The 19536-nt window shown below is 64.5% G+C and carries 15 protein-coding genes; 9 read left to right on the top strand and 6 right to left on the bottom strand.

Going from position 1 to position 19536, the window contains the following annotated elements:
- The first annotated feature begins 112 nt into the window (after positions 1 to 112).
- From AB0P23_RS08345 to AB0P23_RS08325, 5 genes are all read left to right on the top strand, one after another.
- Positions 113 to 967 carry an MIP/aquaporin family protein gene (locus AB0P23_RS08345; RefSeq protein WP_027494674.1) on the top strand — a complete coding sequence of 285 codons (855 nt, stop codon included), beginning with the start codon at positions 113 to 115 and terminating at the stop codon, positions 965 to 967.
- Positions 964 to 2481, top strand: coding sequence for a glycerol kinase GlpK (gene glpK / locus AB0P23_RS08340; RefSeq protein WP_032373528.1), 1518 nt, complete (start codon positions 964 to 966; stop codon positions 2479 to 2481). The genes AB0P23_RS08345 and glpK overlap by 4 nt, the downstream gene beginning before the upstream one ends.
- Positions 2478 to 4184: a glycerol-3-phosphate dehydrogenase/oxidase gene (locus AB0P23_RS08335; RefSeq protein ID WP_032373527.1), complete on the top strand. Its 1707-nt coding sequence runs from the start codon at positions 2478 to 2480 to the stop codon at positions 4182 to 4184. The genes glpK and AB0P23_RS08335 overlap by 4 nt, the downstream gene beginning before the upstream one ends.
- Before the next feature lie 167 nt (positions 4185 to 4351).
- Positions 4352 to 5866 (top strand): alkaline phosphatase D family protein, encoded by a 1515-nt coding sequence (locus AB0P23_RS08330; RefSeq protein WP_032373526.1) that lies wholly within the window; start codon positions 4352 to 4354, stop codon positions 5864 to 5866.
- Entirely contained in the window at positions 5856 to 6113 is a 258-nt protein-coding gene (locus AB0P23_RS08325; RefSeq protein ID WP_329955291.1) for a hypothetical protein, read from the top strand. The genes AB0P23_RS08330 and AB0P23_RS08325 overlap by 11 nt, the downstream gene beginning before the upstream one ends.
- Here the strand turns inward: AB0P23_RS08325 and glgX are convergent.
- Positions 6044 to 8086, bottom strand: coding sequence for a glycogen debranching protein GlgX (gene glgX, locus AB0P23_RS08320; RefSeq protein WP_363797228.1), 2043 nt, complete (start codon positions 8084 to 8086; stop codon positions 6044 to 6046). The genes AB0P23_RS08325 and glgX overlap by 70 nt on opposite strands.
- Positions 8087 to 8208: 122 nt before the next feature.
- On the opposite strand from glgX, the gene AB0P23_RS08315 reads away from it, so the two are divergent.
- A complete protein-coding gene (locus AB0P23_RS08315; protein WP_363797226.1) occupies positions 8209 to 10584 on the top strand; it encodes an ATP-binding protein in 2376 nt (791 codons plus the stop codon).
- A gap of 8 nt (positions 10585 to 10592) precedes the next feature.
- Here AB0P23_RS08315 and AB0P23_RS08310 read toward each other — a convergent pair whose 3' ends face one another.
- Both AB0P23_RS08310 and AB0P23_RS08305 read right to left on the bottom strand, forming a co-directional pair.
- Positions 10593 to 10979, bottom strand: a complete 387-nt coding sequence (locus AB0P23_RS08310; protein WP_032367853.1) for a DUF5313 family protein — start codon at positions 10977 to 10979, stop codon at positions 10593 to 10595.
- Complete coding sequence (locus AB0P23_RS08305) at positions 10976 to 11428, bottom strand: MarR family transcriptional regulator (RefSeq protein ID WP_363797225.1); 453 nt, start codon at positions 11426 to 11428, stop codon at positions 10976 to 10978. Before AB0P23_RS08305 ends, AB0P23_RS08310 begins: the two co-directional genes overlap by 4 nt.
- 210 nt (positions 11429 to 11638) lie before the next feature.
- Here AB0P23_RS08305 and AB0P23_RS08300 point away from each other — a divergent pair, with 210 nt between their 5' ends.
- On the top strand, positions 11639 to 12625 hold the full coding sequence (locus tag AB0P23_RS08300; protein ID WP_032373522.1) for an alpha/beta hydrolase family protein: 987 nt from the start codon (positions 11639 to 11641) through the stop codon (positions 12623 to 12625).
- Positions 12626 to 12649: 24 nt separating this feature from the next.
- Here AB0P23_RS08300 and AB0P23_RS08295 read toward each other — a convergent pair whose 3' ends face one another.
- Complete coding sequence (locus AB0P23_RS08295) at positions 12650 to 14035, bottom strand: VOC family protein (protein WP_363797331.1); 1386 nt, start codon at positions 14033 to 14035, stop codon at positions 12650 to 12652.
- Positions 14036 to 14219: 184 nt separating this feature from the next.
- On the opposite strand from AB0P23_RS08295, the gene styD reads away from it, so the two are divergent.
- Both styD and AB0P23_RS08285 read left to right on the top strand, forming a co-directional pair.
- A complete protein-coding gene (gene styD / locus AB0P23_RS08290; protein WP_363797222.1) occupies positions 14220 to 15704 on the top strand; it encodes a phenylacetaldehyde dehydrogenase StyD in 1485 nt (494 codons plus the stop codon).
- A 40-nt stretch (positions 15705 to 15744) separates the two neighbouring features.
- Positions 15745 to 17274, top strand: a complete 1530-nt coding sequence (locus AB0P23_RS08285) for a GMC family oxidoreductase N-terminal domain-containing protein (protein WP_363797220.1) — start codon at positions 15745 to 15747, stop codon at positions 17272 to 17274.
- 30 nt (positions 17275 to 17304) lie between these two features.
- Here AB0P23_RS08285 and AB0P23_RS08280 read toward each other — a convergent pair whose 3' ends face one another.
- Positions 17305 to 18210 carry a helix-turn-helix domain-containing protein gene (locus AB0P23_RS08280; protein ID WP_206498593.1) on the bottom strand — a complete coding sequence of 302 codons (906 nt, stop codon included), beginning with the start codon at positions 18208 to 18210 and terminating at the stop codon, positions 17305 to 17307.
- 1 nt (position 18211) lies between these two features.
- Positions 18212 to 19519 (bottom strand): phenylacetate--CoA ligase PaaK, encoded by a 1308-nt coding sequence (gene paaK / locus AB0P23_RS08275; protein ID WP_027494661.1) that lies wholly within the window; start codon positions 19517 to 19519, stop codon positions 18212 to 18214.
- Positions 19520 to 19536 lie beyond the last annotated feature (17 nt).

Below are 19536 nucleotides of genomic sequence, written 5' to 3'. Positions count from 1 at the left end.
GTACGACCGAATTGCACATATGTGCATCAGCTGTGAAACGCAGTGCAGGCCGTCTACCGTGGCAAATGGCACGCAATGTGGCGTGTATCACTGACTGTGTGGAGGTTGGAAGATGGCACGTAAGGAACCGGAATGGGGGCTACCGGCGCACATGGCCGCGGAGTTCGCCGGAACCATGATTCTCATTCTGTTCGGTGTCGGCGTCGTCGCTCAGGTGGTCTCGGGTGGTGAGTCCGGCAGCCTCGGCGGTCACGACTCGATCGCCTGGGCGTGGGGGCTGGGCGTGATGTTCGGTATATATGTCGCGGGCCGTATCACCGGCGCGCACCTCAATCCCGCGGTGACCATCACGTTCGCACTCTTCCGCGGATTCAGCTGGAAGATGGTTGCGCCGTACATTCTCGCGCAGACCGCAGGTGCCTTCGTGGCCGCGCTGCTGGTGCGCTGGAACTACAACGACATGATCAATGCGGTCGACCCAGGGCACACCACCGCCACCCAGACCATCTTCTCGACACTGCCCGGTAACGGGACACTGCCGGTGAGTGTGTCCTCGGCGCTGATCGACCAGATCATCGGTACCGCCATTCTGCTGTTCCTCATCGTGGCCGTGACCGATTCGCTCGGAACCGCACCGATGGCCAACATGGCTCCCCTGATCGTGGGCCTCATCGTCGTCGCCATCGGATTCGCCTGGGCCACCAACGCCGGCTACGCGATCAACCCGGCTCGAGATTTCGGACCTCGCCTGGCGTCGTACATCACGGGCTACGGTGGAGCGTGGCGAGATCAATACGGCGGCCTGTACTTCTGGGTGCCGATCGTCGGACCTCTCGTAGGTGGACCGATAGGAGTGTTCCTGTACGACCTGTTGATCGGGAAGAACCTACGCAAACAAGAAGGTTCGACGCCCGAGCCGCCATCACGACTCCCAGCAGACACCCAGACCACAGGAGAGAAGCCATGACCGAGTTCGCAGGAAAGTACGTCGCCGCGATCGATCAGGGAACCACGTCTTCACGCTGCATGATCTTCGATCACGCGGGCACCGTCGTCGCCGTCGATCAGAAGGAACACCAGCAGATCTTCCCGCAGGCCGGTTGGGTCGAGCACGACGCGTCGGAGATCTGGGACAACGTGCGCGCCGTCGCGGCCGGTGCCATGGCCGCAGCGGATCTGACGCGCGAGGATATTGCCGCAGTCGGTATCACCAACCAGCGTGAGACGGCACTGGTGTGGGATCGCGAGACGGGCAAGCCGATCTACAACGCCATCGTCTGGCAGGACACCCGTACCGATCGCATCGCGACCGCACTCGGCGGCGGCGATGCCAACAAGTACACCGCCAAGACCGGTCTGCCGTTGGCCACCTACTTCTCCGGGCCGAAGATCAAGTGGATTCTCGACAACGTCGACGGTGCACGGGCCAAAGCCGAAGCAGGAGAGCTGTGTTTCGGCAACATGGACACCTGGGTGCTGTGGAACATGACCGGCGGAACCGACGGCGGATTGCACTACACCGATCCGACCAACGCCTCGCGCACCCTGTTGATGGATCTCGACACCCTGCAGTGGGACGAGGGCATCTGCGCCGACATGGGTATTCCGATGTCGATGCTGCCCGAGATCAGGTCGAGTTCCGAGGTGTACGGCACCGGCCGTGAACGCGGACCGTTCCGCGGTGTGCCGATCTCCGGGATTCTCGGTGACCAGCAGGCCGCCACCTTCGGGCAGGCCTGCTTGTCTCCCGGTGAGGCCAAGAACACCTACGGCACAGGCAATTTCGTGCTGCTCAACACCGGCACCGAGAAGGTCATGAGCAAGAACGGCCTGCTTACCACCGTCTGCTACAAGATCGGCGACCAGCCGACGGTGTACGCGCTCGAAGGCTCGATCGCGGTGACGGGTTCGCTCGTGCAGTGGCTGCGGGACAACCTCGGCATGATCTCCTCGACTGCGGACATCGAGACCGACGCGCGTTCGGTGGACGACAACGGCGGCGCGTATTTCGTGCCCGCGTTCTCGGGTCTGTTCGCTCCGCACTGGCGTGCCGATGCTCGCGGTGCCATCGTGGGATTGACGCGATTCGTCAACAAGGGCCACCTGGCCCGTGCCGTACTCGAAGCCACCGCGTACCAGACGCGTGAGGTCATCGAGGCCATGAACGCCGACTCCGGCGTCGACCTCGAGGTACTCAAGGTCGACGGCGGAATGGTCGTCAACGAACTGTTGATGCAGTTCCAGTCCGACATCCTGAACGTCGACGTGGTGCGGCCCGTCGTAGCCGAAACCACCGCTCTCGGAGCGGCATACGCGGCAGGCCTTGCCGTCGGGTACTGGGCGAGCGAGGACGACATTCGCCAGAACTGGGCCGAGGACAAGACATGGACACCGTCCATGGACGAAGACCAGCGGGCAAAGCTGTACGCCGGCTGGAAGAAGGCAGTGACACGTACTCTCGATTGGGTTGATGAAGAATGAGTTCCACCACAACGGCTTTGAGTCCAACCGCGCGCGCCGAGGCGATCGCACGGATGGAAGCCGAAGAGCTCGACATTCTGGTGATCGGCGGCGGCGTCGTCGGCGCGGGAACGGCTCTCGACGCGGTGACACGTGGTCTGAAGGTCGGACTGCTCGAAGCACGCGACTATGCGGCCGGCACGTCCAGTCGCTCGAGCAAGCTGTTCCACGGCGGTCTGCGGTACCTCGAACAGTTCAACTTCTCGCTGGTGTTCGAGGCCCTCAAAGAGCGCTCGCTCGTGCTGAACACGTTGTGCCCGCACCTCGCTCGGCCGGTCCCGTTCATCTATCCGCTCGAAAAGGTGATCGACCGTCCGTACGTGGGGCTCGGCATCGGCGTGTACGACGTCATGGGTGCCGGACGCGGCGTCCCGAGTCATCACAAGCACCTCGGTAAGAAGAAGACGCTCGAATCCTTCCCTTCCGGTAAGCGTTCGGCGATTCGCGGTGCGGTGAAGTTCTACGAGGGCCAGGTCGACGACGCTCGGCACACAATGATGATTGCGCGGACCGCAGCCGCCTATGGGGCGTTGTGCGCCAACAGCACTCGCGTCACGGGCTTCCTTCGTGAGGACGACAAGGTCGTCGGAGTCTTGGCGAGCGATCTGGAAACGGGTCGTTCGTTCGAGGTGCGTGCCAAACAGGTCATCAACGCCGCGGGTGTGTGGACCGACGAGGTCCAGCAGATGGTCGGCGGGCGTGGACAGTTCCAGGTTCGCGCATCCAAGGGCGTGCACCTGGTGGTGCCCCGCAACCGCATCAACAGCGCCACGGGCATCATCACGCGCACCGAGAAAAGCCTGCTCTTCGTCATCCCGTGGGGAAGCCACTGGATCATCGGCACCACCGATACCGACTGGAAGCTCGATCTCGCTCACCCGGCCGCGAGCCAGAGCGACATCGACTACATCCTGGGGCACGTGAACAAGCTGCTGGCCGATCCACTGGACCGCGCCGATGTCGTCGGGGTCTACGCAGGTCTGCGGCCGTTGCTGTTCGGAGAATCCGACTCCACCAGCACGCTCTCCCGCGAGCATGCGGTGTCCAGCCCGGTGCGAGGACTGACCGTCATTGCCGGTGGCAAGTACACCACCTACCGCGTGATGGCCAAGGACGCAGTGGATGCCGCGGTGCACGGGCTCGAACGCACAGTGCCCAAGTGTGTCACCGAGAACATCCCACTCGTCGGGGCCGACGGCTACCTCGGGGCGTACAACTCCCGCAATCTGACGGCCGAACGCACCGGCATGCGGGTCTCACGCGTCGAGCATCTGTTGGGTCGGTACGGCACCCTGATGGGTGAGGTGCTGGATCTGATCGACGCCGATCCCGAACTCGGGAAGCCTCTCGACAGCGCACCGGAGTACCTCAAGGCAGAGGTTGTCTATGCCGCGAGTCACGAAGGCGCGCAGCATCTCGAGGACATCCTGACCCGGCGGACCCGTATCTCCATCGAGGTTCCCGATCGTGGTGAAGCAGCAGCCGAGGAAGTGGCTCGGCTGGTGGCTCCGATTCTGGGCTGGGACGATCAGCACCGGGCCGAGGAGATCGAGCACTACCGTCTTCGTGTTCTGGCAGAACGGGATTCACAGCAACAGCCCGACGACGAGACCGCCGACGCGGCCAGGCTCGGGGCACCGGACGTGCGCGCCGGGGTGAGCTGACCCCTCACGGCGGTTCGGTGAGGTAGCGCCGCAGGGTCGGGATCGGTGGTTGTGTTTCCGACCCTGCGGCCGCGTTCCTCGTCGCAGGGCGCGACGAGCTGCAGTGGAACTCGTCTGTCTTCCTGGGCGCTACGAGCCGTTCATGTCGATGCTGGACGGTGAAGGGCATGCAGCTCACCCGTCGATCCCTCCTCCGATATGCCGCTCTCGGTGCCGCTGCCACGCCTGTGCTGGCATGCAGCCCGGCGTTGGTTCGCACCCGGCCGGTGCTGACACACGGTGTCGCCAGCGGTGATGTGCGTGCCGACGGAGCGCTGGTGTGGGCACGTTCCGATACTCCGGCGACGATGATCGTCGACACGTCCGCGACGGACTCGTTCTCCTCTGTGACGACGATGCGGGGGCCACTGCTGACTCCGCAGTCGGACGGCACGGGGGTGCTGCGCCTGACCGGATTGCCTGCGGGACAGAAGGTTCACTATCGCGTCACGCTCGAGGGCGAGGACGGTGCGACGTCGGAGCCCGTCACCGGAATGTTCTCCACAGCTCCTGACGGCCCATCCGACATTCGCCTGTTGTGGGGTGGCGACACCGCAGGCCAGGGTTACGGCATCAACCCCGACATCGGCGGTATGACCATCTTCTCGGCGATGGCCGACAGGCAGCCGGATCTGTTCCTGCACAGCGGCGACGTCATCTATGCGGACGGCCCGCTCGAGGAGCGCGTGACACTTCCCGACGGTCGAATCTGGCGAAACACCATGAGCGAGGCCAAGTCCAAGGTCGCCGAGACGCTCGAGGAGTACCGCGGCCAGTACGCCTACAATCTCACCGACGACAACTACCGCCGCTTCAATTCGTCTGTCGCTCAGATGGTCCAGTGGGACGATCACGAAACCGTCAACAACTGGTATCCCGGTGAGATCCTCGACCTGGAGCAATACACGGTGAAGGATGTGGACCTGCTGTCGCAGAGAGCGTTGCAGGCGTTTCACGAGTGGTTGCCCATCGCGCCCACAGAAGCCGTCGACGGCCGGGTGTACCGCAAGATCGCCTACGGGCCGCTGCTCGACGTCTTCGTCCTCGACATGCGCACGTACAAGGATGCGAACGGTGCGAACACCGCTGCGTCAGGGGAGATCCTCGGCTCGGCGCAGCGTCAGTGGTTGATCGACGAGCTGTCCCGCTCCACCGCGACGTGGAAGATCATCGCGAACGACCTGCCCCTCGGACTCGTCGTTCCTGATGGGAAGGTCGCGCAGGAAGGCGTCGGCAACGGCGACCCCGGTGCGCCGTTGGGCCGTGAGACCGACATCGCGCAGGTGCTCACCGCGATCGACCGGAACGACGTCACCGGCACCGTCTGGCTCACCGCCGACGTGCATTACACAGCAGCGCATCACTATTCGCCGGAGCGGGCGGCCTACCAGGAATTTCGCGAGTTCTGGGAATTCGTCAGTGGGCCGCTCAACGCCGGCGCGTTCGGCCCCAACGACTTGGACGGCACCTTCGGCCCGGAGGCAGTGTTCGTGCACGCGCCACCAGAACCGAACGCGTCGCCACTCGACGCGTTTCAGCATTTCGGTGAGGTGCTCATCGACGGGGACTCGCGCGATCTGACCGTCAACCTCTGCGACGCGACCGGGGCCGTGCTGTTCACGAAGGTACTGCCTGCCGCCTGATCGCTCGGGTCCGTCGATTCGTCGGGGTCAGGTCGGCGAGAGCGACTGCGGTCGAACGGACATCGTCCGCCGTACCGACAGCGGCCCCGCCGTCCTCGTCCGGCCCGACGGATACATCGCGTGGGCCGGACGCTCCGAATCGGAGGAGTGGCTACAGATTCTCGAACAATGGACCGATCAGCCCTGCAGCAACGTGAACGAATGCTCGCGAATCAGAATGGATGGCCCGCCCGCCTCGTACGCCTGATCCGGATCACTCGACGTCGACTGACTCCACTTGCCCTCTGGCAGCGTGAATTCGACTGTCGCAGGTGAGGCGTTGACCATCCAGGCGAACGCCGCGTCTCCCTCGCCCGCACGCATCAGAATCAGAATGCTGTGTGCGTTGCCGTCGGACCAATCCTCGTCGACCATCTTTTGACCGTCGGCGCGGTAGAAGTCGACCGTATCGGGTCCTGCCCCGTCCTCCTCGGAATCGCTGTCGTGCCGGAACCAGGTGGGACGCAACGCCGGATGCTCGTCACGCAGCGAGATCAGGTGGGTGGTGAAGTCCACGAGATCCTGATCGACCGTGCTCCAGTCGAACCAGGAGACCTCGTTGTCCTGGCAGTACGCGTTGTTGTTGCCGTTCTGCGTTCGGCCCAGTTCGTCGCCGCCGAGGATCATCGGGACGCCGGCCGAAAGGAGCAGTGTGGCAAGGTGATTACGCTGCTGGCGGGCGCGGAGTGCGTTGACGCCCTCGTCGTCGGTCGGGCCCTCGGCACCACATCCCCACGAACGGTTGTCGGATTCGCCGTCCTGGCTGTCCTCGCCGTTCTCCTCGTTGTGCTTCTCGTCGTAGGAATTGAGGTCGGCCAGGGTGAAGCCGTCGTGGGCGGTGATGAAGTTGACACTCGCCAAGGTTGGGCGCCGGGTGCTCTCGTACACGTCGGGGCTGCCGGTGACACGTTGCGCAAGAGCGGACAACGCGCCGTCCTCGCCGCGCCAGAAGTCACGAACATCGTCGCGGAATTTACCGTTCCACTCCGACCACCGGGCCGGGAACCCGCCCACCTGGTAGCCCTGGGTGTCCCAGGGCTCGGCGATGAGTTTGACCGGCGCGAGCGTCGGATCCTGGTGTACGAGATCGAGGAACGCGCTGTGGACGTCGAGGCCGGAGTCCTGACGAGTCAGGGTGCTCGCGAGATCGAAACGGAATCCGTCGACGTGCATCTCCGTGACCCAGTACCGCAGCGAGTCCATGATCAGGCCCAGCGCCGCGGGATGTCCGACGTTGAGGCTGTTGCCGGTGCCGGTGGTGTCGTAGTAGGCGCTGCGGTCGTCGTCGACGAGTCGGTAGTGCGAGCCGTTGTCGATTCCTTTGAGCGACAACGTCGGTCCCAGGTGGTTGCCCTCGGCTGTGTGGTTGTAGACGACGTCGAGGATGACCTCGATACCGGCCTCGTGCATCGCCTTGACCAGTGCCTTGAATTCGTCCACCTGGCCGCCGGTGTCGCCGGTGCTGGCGTACTCGTTGTGCGGGGCGAAGAAGCCGATGGAGTTGTAGCCCCAGTAGTTTCGGCGGCCCTCTTCGAGCAGGTGCGAATCCTGGACGAACTGGTGGATGGGCAGCAGCTCCACTGCGGTGACGCCGATACGCTTCAGGTGCGCGATCGCGGCGGGGTGGGCCAGCCCGGCGTATGTTCCTCGAATGTCCTCGGGAACATCGGGATTGGTGGCGGTGAAGCCCTTCACGTGGACCTCGTAGACGACGGTGCGGTCCAGCGGAGTGCGCGGTGCCTCGTCGCCGGTCCAATCGAAGTTCGATTGCACTGCAACGGAATACGGCATGTGCGGTGCGGAGTCCTCGTCGTTGCGGGTCTCCGGCTCTGCATGCAGATGCGAGAACACCGACTCGTTCCAGTCGACCTGGCCGGTGACGGCCGTGGCGTACGGGTCGAGCAGTAGCTTCGCCGGGTTGTGACGCAGTCCCGAGGCGGGATCCCACGGGCCGTCGACGCGGAGACCGTATCGCGTTCCCGGCGTGACATCGGGCACCAGATCGTGGAAGACGTGACCGGTGCGAAGCGTCAACGGTGTTGTACTGCGCTCTGTTCCGTCGTCGTTCATCACGACGACGGACACCGAGTCGGCTGTTTCGGAGTAGACGGCGAGGTTGGCACCGTCGTCGGACAGACGCGAGACGCCCAGGGGATACGGGAGACTGGATGAGGTGGGCATGAGCGGTCGATTACCCCCGGCGCAGGTGAGCGAAACGCTTGCCCACCTGGCGCTCGGATAGAATCGACGAGGAGTTTGCGCCCGTCCTTGACCTACGGCCGCATGTGACTAAGGACGAGGCCATGAATCCCGCAGTACCCGATCCCGGTTCGGCTCGGCTCGACGAGCTGTTTCCCGGTGACAATGCCACCGAGGCTCGGTTTCGCGAGCTGGATTGGAGCTCCACGGAGCTGGGACCGGTGGAGCAATGGCCGTACGAATTGATCGCGGCCATCCGCACGGTCATGCCGTCGACCATCCCGATGTTGATCTGGTGGGGGCCGCACCTGGTCCAGATCTTCAACCACTCGTACACCGATTTTCTCGGTGACAAGTTTCCCGCCGCCGCAGCGCAGCCGGCCAGGGACTGCTGGGCGGAGATCTGGGACGAGATCGGCGCATTGGCCCATCAGGTCGTCGACGGCGGCACTGCGGTGCACGGTGCTCGCCAACAGTTCATGATGAATCGGTACGGGTTCCTCGAAGAGACGTACTGGACCTTCTCGTACAGTCCGATTCACGGTCCCGAGCGCGCGGTCCTCGGCGTGTTCGTCGCGACGTCGGAGGTCACCCAGCAGCTCCTCGGCGAACGCCGCATGCAGGCGTTGCTGAGCCTGGGCACGCTGACGGGCAACGACACCGACGGTGCCGTGGACATCTGCCGTGCGGCAGTGGGTGTGCTCGCGGCCGAAGCATCGGAGTTTCCCCTCGTCGCCGGTTACCTCCGCGAAGATCTGAATGCGGACGGCCCGGTGGAGTGTGTCGTGACCGGCGGCGACGCCGGGTACCAGGCTGCGACGTGGGAGTGCGCCGACATCTCTCGAGTTGCCGACGGTACGGTCGCCTGCGCGACCGTGCAGGTGGACGGCAACGTTCCGCAGGCCGTCGTCGTGCCGTTGACGATGGCCGGTCGGGTACAGCCGGTCGGGGCGCTGTTGATCGGAGTGAGCAGCCATCGGGTGATCGACGACGCCTTCACCTCGTTCTGCGTCGTCGTCGCCGAACGCCTGTCCACCGCATTGACGGCCTCGCACGCGTTCGAGATGGAGCGCAGCCGGGTGGCGGCCTTGGCCGACGCCGATGCTGCGAAGACTCGGCTGCTCGAGAACGTCGGGCACGAATTCCGCACCCCGCTGACGTTGCTGACGGGCCCGCTCGATTCGGTACGCGAGAACGCTGCTTCGGTGCTGGACGCGAACGACCGCGAATCACTCGACGTCGTTCATCGCGCGTCGATGCGGCTGCGCAGGTTGGTGGACGACCTGCTCGACATCGTCAATGCCGAGGCCGGCCGACTCGTCTCTCGACCCGAGCCGGTGAACCTCGGCTCGGTGACACGCGATTGCGCGACGATGTTCTCGGCCGTCGCGTCGGCGCAGGGGCTCGAGCTCGTCGTGGATGCGGCCGAGGACGTCGTGGTCCTGACCGACGCCGAAATGTGGTCGAAGGTGGTGTTCAACCTCGTCGCCAACGCCGTCAAGTACACCCCGGCCGGACGGGTGTCGGTTCGTCTGGTCGCGGACGAGAACACCGTCCGGCTCGTGGTCACAGACACCGGGCTGGGAATTCCGGCCGAGGACCTCCCTCGAATCTTCGACCGGTTCCACCGCGTCGAACGAGAAGGCGCGCACAGCATCGAAGGGTCCGGAATCGGGCTTGCCCTGGTGACGGACCTGCTGACCGCCTTGAACGGGCGCATCGACGTCGACAGCGACGTGGGCCGGGGGACTACCTTCACCGTGCAGGTGCCGCGGTTGCCCGCAGAAGCTGCCGCTATCGATCGACCCGGCGCTCCGGCCGATCCGATCTCGGCGATCTTCCCCTCGATCGAGCCCGTTCCCGAGACGTCCGATCGCGCCGACGTCCTGCTCGTCGAGGACAACGTCGACATGCGCAACTACCTCGCGCGCCTGCTGACCGACGAAGGGTGGTCCGTCTCGACAGCGGGGGACATCGAGACCGCTCTCGATCGTGCCCGAGCGATGCTGCCGGGTCTCGTGCTCTCCGACGTCATGCTGCCGGGGCGCAGTGGTCTGGATCTGGTGGACGACATCCGCGGCGACGCCGAGTTGAAGCGAGTACCGGTCATCTTGCTGACCGCTCGTGCGGGAACCGACTTTGTGCTCGACGGACTCGGACGCGGTGCCGACGATTACATCGTCAAGCCGTTCCACGACCGCGAACTCGTCGCGCGCGTTCGCGTGCACCTCGAACTGTCACGGATGCGCGAGCAGCTGATCGCCGAGAGCGGCAATCAGGCCGCGACACTGCGTACGGCGCTCGAGACCCGCGGCACGATCGGCCGAGCCGTCGGCATCCTCATGTCGGTGTATCGGATCGACGCGGACGCCGCGTTCACGCAATTGACCGAACTCTCACAGAACACCAACCGCAAGACGCGGGATCTGGCCGTCATGATCGCCGACGACTTCACCGCCGGCCTCGCCCGCGAGCACTGACCGGCCGGTCAGTGGTTGCGGCGGTAGTTCTCGCGTTCGCGTTCGAGTTCCGCCGTCTTCTTCTCGCTCTTCAGATCGGCGGGCAGTCCGTGAATCTCGAGACGACGAGCGCGGTTCTGGTCCATGTATGCGGCGGTGTAGAACAGCGCGAGCAGCAGGGCCAACAGGACCATCGAGGCACGTAACCAGATCGCGCCGGGAAAGAGCACGAAGAACCCGATGAAGATGGGCAGGAACGGGATCATCGAGCGCAGGATGTGACGCGGTGTCGCGCCGGGGCCGACGAGGTCGCGTCGAACCCAATCCTGCATCGAGTCGGGGAGTTTGCGGCCCAGGACGGCGTAGCCCAACCATTGGCCGGCGTTCGGACGGGTGCGCTGGGGTCGTGCGCTCATGTCAGTGCTCCTGCTGCGATCGCCGCGTCGTTGACGCGAGTGAGGACGCGGCGCAACTGCTCCAGTTCGTCGAGTGACGCACCGAGTCTCGCCACGACCGCGGATGGAATCTTTTCGGCTTCGGCGCGGAGAGCGGCTCCGGCGGGGTTGAGGGATACGAGCAGAATGCGCTCGTCTTCCGTGCTGCGTGTGCGGGTGAGCAGGCCCATCGATTCCAGGCGCTTCAGCAGCGGGGACAGGGTGGGCGAGTCGAGTTGCAGCGCTGAGCCGATCGCTTTGACCGACATCGGCGACTCGCCCCACAAGGCCAACATCACCAGATACTGCGGATGGGTCAGGCCCATCGGTTCGAGCAACGGCCGATACACCGACAGCACAGCCCGGTTGGTGACGGCCAGGGCGAAGCAGACCTGGCGATCGAGCGCGAGTGGATCCTCGGTGGTGGTCACGGTGGCCAGAGTAGCAGAATTGATTAGTGCACGAATTGTTCGTGTACGACTCGAATGATGAAAAAGGGCGGAGGTTCAGGTTCGCCACCTCGATCGGGTATCGAGTCTGCGACAGTGATGAAAGTTTGCCCACAACGTGTTACCGGGCGCGCAATTGTGCAATGCTGCACCTCGATTCACCCTTACCGTGATAATCCCGAGAGGATCGCCATGCGTCGCCGACGCATCTCCACCACTGTCTTCGTCGCAGCGTTGTCCCTGTCGATCGCCTCGGGAGGTATCGCATCCGCCGAGCCGGCTGCGCCCTCCGCCCGCATCGTCGACACCGTCCTGACATCCGACACGCTGCGCACGCTGAAGGTCGACTCACCCGCTATGGGGGCCGTCGTCGAAGTGCAGGTGCTCACGCCCGCGGTGAAGACCGGACCGCGTCCGACGCTGTACATGCTCAGCGGCATCGGCGAAGAGGATCCGCACAACAGCATGTGGTTGCGGAAGGGGCAGGCAGCGGAGTTCTTCGCCGACAAGAACGTCAACGTCGTCCTGCCGTTGGCCGGGCCAGGCAGCTTCTACACCGACTGGCAGCGCGACGACCCGAAACTCGGCCGGTACCAGTGGGAAACGTTTCTCACCGAGGAACTACCTCCGCTGATCGACGCGGCCGTGGACGGCAACGGCCGCAACGCGATCGCGGGACTGTCGATGGGCGCACAATCGGCGATGATGCTCGCCGCACGTAACCCGGACGTGTACTCCGGCGTGGCGTCGTACAGCGGCTGCTTCGCGTCCGCCGAACCGTTGGGCCAGGCCAGTATTCGAGCCATCGTCGGAGCATTCGGCGGCAATGCCGACAACATGTGGGGCGGACCCTTCGATCCTGCGTGGGCCGAACATGATTCGGTGGCCAATGCCGAAAGTCTGCGCGGTACCGATGTCTACGTGTCGGTGGGAACCGGCGCTCCCGGACGTCACGAAAGCTTCGACACTGCAGCGGGATGGGACAGGGTGGTGGTCGGTGGCCTCATCGAGGTCGGGTCCAACTACTGCACACACCGACTCGCGGATCGGCTCGGCCAGTTGAACATTCCTGCAACGTTCGACTTCACCGAGACCGGAACGCACTCGTGGCCGTACTGGGTGGAGCAGCTACCGAAGAGTTGGCCGACCCTCGCCGGATCCCTCGGTATCTCGGGCTGATACTCGGTATCTCGGGCCGATTGCTCAGTGGGTCCATGGGCAGTCGAGAGGCTTCGTCAGGCCGAGGTGCTTCTCGACTAGCGTCACCGACTGGTCTCGGAGGCGGTCGTAGATCCGGTACGGGTCGTGCAGGGTCCGTCCCAGAACGCTTTCCATCGCCTCCGCATCGAAGGCTGCCGCGGTATTGTCGGAATTGCGTGTGCCGTCGGATTCGAGATTGGACCTGAAGATGCCCGCCGCCGACTTGGGCAGGAAGTCCTCGTACACGATCGGGTCGGCCGCGAGAACACCCGACCTGACCAGTTCGACGAGGCCACCGTCCCGGTCTGCAGCGGACGGGTTGGTCCCAGTGACTCGAAAGGTGAAGTAGGCGAGGTCTTCTGCCATCCACTGTGTCTCGTCGCCCGGCACCAGCGACGACCACAGTGCGGACGCGTGCTCGGGTTCCTCGGTATCGAGTCGATCCAGATACTCGTCGTAGCGACGTCGTCCGAGTGCGGTAGCTGCCGCGCCCCTGGCTTCGACCTCGCCGAAACGCACCCGTAGATGGCCGAGTTCGACGTTGCCGTTCTCGTCGAGAAACATCCGCTGCTCGTCCAGCGCTCGGAACGACGTCTGGCGCAACAACAATCCAGGACCGGACGTACGAGGAGGCCCCTGGATGGTGTCGATCATTGCCACCCCGCGCTCTCCCATACGGCGATGCAGAAGATCGATGTCCAGAACCCTCGGTGTCAGATGGTTGATGTGGGTGGAGGAGACACCACCGATGTCGGCGGCTACCGCCGAGACTGCCTCGAGTTCGCGATACCACGCTCTGTCGACAGGGTCGGTCGACAACGCGAACGCCGCCGTCGCGAGGTCCAGAAAGGTAGCGGACTCCTCCGCTGCGAGGCCGTTGTCCCTCTCGCACGTGGCTGCCAGCTCGAGCAGTAGCGGAGGGAACAGTGTTCTGCGGTCGAGGAATTCCGTCAGGCGACGGCCGAGATCCGGGTCGAAGAACCGTCGATCCGACGCCACCAGCATCGAGGTGAAGATCCGGAACGGGTTGATCGCCAGCTCGGCCGGATCGATCGGCCGGAACGCAGTCGACACCACCGGAATCGAACTCGACGCAGTGTCACGCAGATCGTAGAAACCCACCGGATACATGCCCATGGCACCGAATATCAGTGCCACCTGCGACATCTCACGTGCATTGCCGACACGAATCGCCCCGTGTCGCTCGGCGGTGACGCGATCGATGGAGCCGAAACGTTCCGCATCGGCACCGCTGGTGCGCATCGTCTCGGCATTGATCGACGCGGTGACGTCCAACAGCGTCGTGTACGCGGGAACCTCCCGCCCGTACAGAGCCGACAGACGAAGGGCGAACTGCGCTCGCAATTGCGTCGGTGTCACGTTCACCACCTCATACTGCGCCTTTCGGTGCCGGCACGGAACCCGTTCGGCTGCCTGCTGCACTCTCGCGACTGTGCGCATCTACCGCACAATGTGTGCGCGATCACACAAGACCGGCGCGTTCGCCCGGGCGCAGTCTGGAACAGACATGCGAGAGGTGCCTGCACACGGCACCGAGAAGGAGCGAAAACACATGACCGCAGTACAGGAATCGGCCGCACCGTCGCTGCCGACCGGCACCGCCACCGAGCTCTACATCGCGGGGCAGTGGCACGGTGCATCCGACGGAGGCACCTTCACCGACATCAACCCGACCACCGAACAGCCCCTGGCCGAGATTGCTGCGGCCACCGCGTCGGACGTCGATGCAGCGGTGCGTGCGGCCCGTGCCCAGCTCGGTGGCGAGTGGGGCGCAACGCCCGGAGCGGTCCGGGGCCAGCTGCTCAATCGGGTGGCCGATCTGATCGAGCGGGACGGTAACCTTCTTGCTCGACTCGAAGCCCTCGACATCGGTAAGCCGGTGGGCCAGCCCGCGATGCTCGACATCCCCAATGCCGCAGCCACGTTCCGGCACTTCGCGGGCTGGGCCGACAAGATCACCGGCAGTTCCATCCCTACCGCGGGCTACTTCGGGCAGCCGACGCACTCCTACACCGTTCGCGAACCCGTCGGCGTCATCGGCATGATCGTTCCCTGGAACACCCCGCTGATGATTGCGGCGTGGAAGCTTGCTCCCGCGCTGGCCGCGGGGAACACCGTCGTCGTCAAGCCGCCGGAGGACGCGCCGCTGTCCATCCTGCACCTGGCTCGACTGATCGACGAGGCAGGAGTACCGGCCGGAGTGGTCAATGTTGTTCCAGGACTGGGTGAAGTGACGGGTGACGCCTTGGTCGGACACCCGGACGTCGACAAGATCAGCTTCACCGGCAGCCCTCGAGTCGGCAAGCTCATCGCGAAGAAAGCCGCCGACACGTTCAAGCGGACGACGCTCGAGCTCGGCGGCAAGTCCCCGCAGATCATCCTCGAGGATGCGGATCTAGACGCGGCGATCAACGGAACCGCGATGGGACTGTTCTTCAACCAGGGCCAGGTGTGTGCCGCCGGAACCCGAGTGCTGGTGCATCGCTCGCTGTACTCGCACGTGGTCGACGGTTTGGCCGCAGCGGCGTCGGCTCAGGTCCTGGGAGATCCGTTCGATCCGTCGACGACGATGGGTGCCCTCGTCAACGCGACGCAGCGAGACAGTGTGCTGGGGTACATCCAGGCCGGACGCGACGGCGGAGCCCGAGTCGCAGCCGGTGGCGGACGTCCCGACGGTGCCGGCTATTTCGTCGAGCCGACGATCTTCGCCGACGCCGACAACGACATGAAGATCGCCCAGAAGGAGATTTTCGGACCGGTCGGAACGGTAATTCCGTTCGATACGGCCGACGAGGCGATCTCCATCGCCAACGACACCGTGTACGGCTTGGCCGCTTCGATCTGGACTCGCGACGTGTCGAGGGCGCACATACTGGCCGGGCAGGTCCGTTCCGGCGCGGTGTGGGTGAACGGCTGGGCTGCAATCGATCCCGCTCTCCCCTGGGGCGGCATGAAGTCCAGTGGCACGGGCCGGGAACTCGGGTGGGCCGGTATCGAGGCCAACACCGAAGAGAAGGTCGTCACCGTAGTTCTGTAGCCCGACTCCCTCGTGCAGCAACGAAACAGCAAGGACTGACATGCCGAAGAAATCGACCGACTACGTCGTCGTCGGAGCAGGATCAGCAGGAAGCGTCATCGCCAGGAGGCTCCTCGACGCAGGCCACACCGTCCACGTCATCGAAGCCGGTCCCGTGGACACCGATCCGGCGATCCACTCACCGCAGGGCTGGCCGACGCTGTTGGGCGGACCGCAGGACTGGGGACTGTTCACCACCCCGCAGAAGCACGCCAACGATCGGCGAATCTTCTGGCCACGCGGACGCGTCCTCGGTGGCAGCTCGTCCCTCAACGGAATGATCTACGTACGTGGGCATTCCAGCGATTACGACGGGTGGGCATCGGCCAGCGGTGACGCCGGATGGTCGTGGGAGAACGTGCTGCCGTTGTTCAAGCGTTCGGAGTCACACGAGCTCGGTGCCAACGAGTTCCACGGCGGTGACGGGCCACTGCCGGTGTCCATCATGGGTACCCCGCATCCACTGGCGGCAGCCTTCGTCGACGCGGCCGTCGAGCACGGGCACAAGCTCATCGACGACTTCAACGCCGACGAGATGGTCGGTGCCGGCTACAACCACACCACCACGCGCGACGGGGAGCGGATGAGCGCCTGGAAGAGCTTCGTCGGCCCGGTGCTCGACAATCCCGACTTGACGGTGACCACCGGTGCTCTCGTGCACCGAGTGGTGCTCGAGAACGGCCGAGCGGTGGGCATCGAATACAGCCGCGGAGATGGCGAGCTGGAGCGAGCGTTCGCCGATCACGAGGTCATCCTGTGCGGCGGAGCCCTCGGCTCTCCGAAGACCCTGCTGCTCAGTGGAATCGGGCCGTCCAGACATTTGGCTGAACTGGGAATCGACACCGTCGTCGACCTGCCGGGCGTCGGCGAGAACCTGCACGACCATTTGCTGCTCAGCAACATCTACGAGTCCCTCGAGCCGCTCGCAGCCGGTACCAACAACCTGCTCGAAGCGCAGCTGTACGCCCGCAGTACCGGATGGGCCGGCGCTGCACCCGATCTGCAGCCCCTGTTCATGCACATCCCCTACCCCGCCGACGGATACCCGGTGCCCGAGAACGGCTACACGATCGCTCCGGGAATCGTGGCTCCGCGTTCACGCGGCACGCTGCGATTGGCGTCCTCGGATCCGAATGAACTGCCGCTGGCGGATCCGAACATCCTGGCCGATCCGTACGACCTCGAAGCGATGGTCGACGCGGTGGAGATCTGCCGGGAGATCGGTGCCTCCGATGTCTTCGCGCCGTGGCGTAAAGCGGAGGTGGTACCGGGACCGAGCGCCCGCACCCGCGACGACCTGCGGGCGTACGTCCGACAGACTGCCGGTACGTACCACCACCAGGTCGGAACCTGCAAGATGGGAGCCGAGTCGGACTCCGATGCCGTTGTCGGAGCCGACCTTCGGGTCCGCGGGGTCGATGGATTGCGGGTGGCGGACGCGTCGATCATGCCCACGGTGCCGTCGGGCAACACCAACGCGCCGTCCATCATGGTCGGTGAGCGGGCCTCGGATCTGATCCTCGGAAAGTAGTTCGTGGTCGGGTGAGGGCGGCGTGCGCTCTCACCCGGCGCGGTACTCCCGCGGCGACATGCCGTACGTCTCCTTGAACAGCTTCGAGAAGTTCGAGGAATCGATCAAACCGTGACGCGCACAGACGGTTCCGATACTGTCTGCGGCGAAACGAGGGTCACGCAGGTCGCGGTGGCACCTCTCCAGACGCCTGGATCTGATGCAGCCGGCCACCGTGCGACCGTCCTGCTCGAAGAGCTTCTGCAAGTAGCGCGTCGAAATATGCAGGTGCGCAGCGAGAGACGCCGTGGACAGTGTCGGATCGGACAGCTGAGATTCGACGAGACTCTTGGCCTCGATCAGGAGTGTGGATCCCGGCGCATCGTGGGGAGCCGCGTCGTCGAGAGCGGCGCAGAGCAAATCGAGGACGGCGTTCTCGAGCATCGGTGTCGTTGGTAAAGTGCCGTCGGCGGCGTTGCGACGCAAATTGAACAGGAACGGCGACACCAGCGCGCCGACGCCGTGATCGCCCTCCACACGACGCGCGGCAACGGTCGTCAAGTCACGGGAATCGATGCGGAGCGCGTCGCGTGGAAGCATCACCACGAACATCTCGAAGTCCCCGGCGAAGTGCAGATCGTAAGGGGCACTGGTGTCGTAGACCGCGAAGTCGCCAGGATGGAGCACGGCCTCGCGCTCGTTCTGGACGATCGTGCCGCACCCCGTCAGTTGCAGACCCACCTTGATCAATCCCGGGTCGGACCGCCGGATGGTCGCGCGTGTGCGCCTGACGTCGACCTCCCGGCCGGTCACCTCGCTCAGTTGCAGCGCCCCGAGCGTCGACGACACCAGCGTGCCCTGGAACGACGACGGCCCGGTGGACACAGCGTCGAGAGGCACGAACGCCGTGGAGACGTTCTCGCGCCATTGCTCGAAATCCTGTGCCACCGGGCTCATGTCATACGGTCGGACGGTTGTCGATCAGACGGCGGGCCTTACCGATGGAACGCTCGAGGGCCGCCGGTGCAACGACGTCGACCGCGACGCTGACGCCGATCCGGTCCTTGACCAGCTTCTTCAGCGTTGCTGCGGCAATCGGATGCGTGTCGAGCGCGGCATCGGGTCGGGCTTCGACGAGGACGGTCAGTGAGTCCATGCGTCCGGCACGCTCGAGCACACACTGGAACTGCGGTGCCAGAACGGGAACCGTCAAGATCAGCTCCTCGATCTGCGTCGGGAAGAGATTGACCCCGCGCAGAATGATCATGTCGTCGGTGCGGCCGGTGACCTTCTGCATCCGACGCATCGTGCGAGCCGTGCCCGGCAACAGTCGCGTCAGATCGCGGGTGCGGTAGCGGATGATCGGCATCGCTTCCTTGGACAAGGACGTGAACACCAATTCACCCTCCTCGCCGTCGGGCAGAACCTCGCCGGTCACCGGGTCGATGACCTCCGGGTAGAAATGATCCTCCCAGATGTGGAGTCCGTCCTTGGTTTCGACGCATTCCATCGCGACACCCGGTCCCATGACCTCGGACAGGCCGTAGATGTCGACGGCGTCCATGTCGAGAGTCTTCTCGATCTCCTTGCGCATCTCCTCGGTCCAGGGCTCCGCGCCGAAGACACCGGTTTTCAGCGAGGTCTTCGCCGGATCGATGCCCTTCTTGACCATCGCGTCGACGATCGTGAGCATGTACGACGGCGTGACCATGATGGCGTCGGGCTCGAAGTCCTCGATGAGCTGGATCTGACGATCGGTCATACCGCCCGACATTGGAATCACCGTGCAGCCCAGACGTTCTGCGCCGTAGTGCGCGCCGAGTCCGCCGGTGAAGAGGCCGTACCCGTAGGCCACGTGCACCTTGTCCGACGGCTTGACGCCGCCGGCGCGGAGGCTGCGGGCGATAAGATCGGCCCAGTTGCTGATGTCGTTCGCGGTGTAACCGACGACAGTGGGACGTCCGGTGGTGCCCGAGGACGCGTGGATGCGCGAGACCTTGTCCTGCGGCACCGCGAACATGCCGAACGGGTAGTTCTCCCGCAGGTCCTTCTTGGCGGTGAACGGGAACTTCGCCAGATCCGACAGATCTTTCAGATCGGTCGGATGCACCCCGGCGTCGTCGAATGCCTTCGTGTAGTGCGGAACGTTGTCGTACGCGTGCTGCAGCGACCATCGCAGGCGCTCCAACTGCAGCGTGGAAATGCGGTCCCGAGAGGCGAACTCGATGTCGGGGGTATCGGTGGGGGCGGACAGCACACTGGTCATGATCGGTCTCTCGTGGT

Origin of the sequence: Rhodococcus sp. NPDC077669, from assembly GCF_040686915.1 — a bacterium.
Taxonomy (GTDB): Bacteria; Actinomycetota; Actinomycetes; order Mycobacteriales; family Mycobacteriaceae; genus Rhodococcoides; species Rhodococcoides fascians.
The sequence above is the reverse complement of the archived record's forward strand: the minus strand, read 5'-3'. Positions and strand labels throughout refer to the sequence as shown.

What these genes read in the sequence shown, in the direction of transcription:
- AB0P23_RS08335 (WP_032373527.1), top strand. Translation starts at nt 2,478, where the DNA reads ATGAGTTCCACCACAACGGCTTTGAGTCCAACCGCGCGCGCCGAGGCG.
- AB0P23_RS08345 (WP_027494674.1), top strand. Translation starts at nt 113, where the DNA reads ATGGCACGTAAGGAACCGGAATGGGGGCTACCGGCGCACATGGCCGCG.
- AB0P23_RS08310 (WP_032367853.1), bottom strand. Translation starts at nt 10,979, where the DNA reads ATGAGCGCACGACCCCAGCGCACCCGTCCGAACGCCGGCCAATGGTTG.
- paaK (WP_027494661.1), bottom strand. Translation starts at nt 19,519, where the DNA reads ATGACCAGTGTGCTGTCCGCCCCCACCGATACCCCCGACATCGAGTTC.
- glgX (WP_363797228.1), bottom strand. Translation starts at nt 8,086, where the DNA reads ATGCCCACCTCATCCAGTCTCCCGTATCCCCTGGGCGTCTCGCGTCTG.
- styD (WP_363797222.1), top strand. Translation starts at nt 14,220, where the DNA reads ATGACCGCAGTACAGGAATCGGCCGCACCGTCGCTGCCGACCGGCACC.
- AB0P23_RS08330 (WP_032373526.1), top strand. Translation starts at nt 4,352, where the DNA reads ATGCAGCTCACCCGTCGATCCCTCCTCCGATATGCCGCTCTCGGTGCC.
- AB0P23_RS08285 (WP_363797220.1), top strand. Translation starts at nt 15,745, where the DNA reads ATGCCGAAGAAATCGACCGACTACGTCGTCGTCGGAGCAGGATCAGCA.
- AB0P23_RS08300 (WP_032373522.1), top strand. Translation starts at nt 11,639, where the DNA reads ATGCGTCGCCGACGCATCTCCACCACTGTCTTCGTCGCAGCGTTGTCC.
- glpK (WP_032373528.1), top strand. Translation starts at nt 964, where the DNA reads ATGACCGAGTTCGCAGGAAAGTACGTCGCCGCGATCGATCAGGGAACC.
- AB0P23_RS08315 (WP_363797226.1), top strand. Translation starts at nt 8,209, where the DNA reads ATGAATCCCGCAGTACCCGATCCCGGTTCGGCTCGGCTCGACGAGCTG.
- AB0P23_RS08280 (WP_206498593.1), bottom strand. Translation starts at nt 18,210, where the DNA reads ATGAGCCCGGTGGCACAGGATTTCGAGCAATGGCGCGAGAACGTCTCC.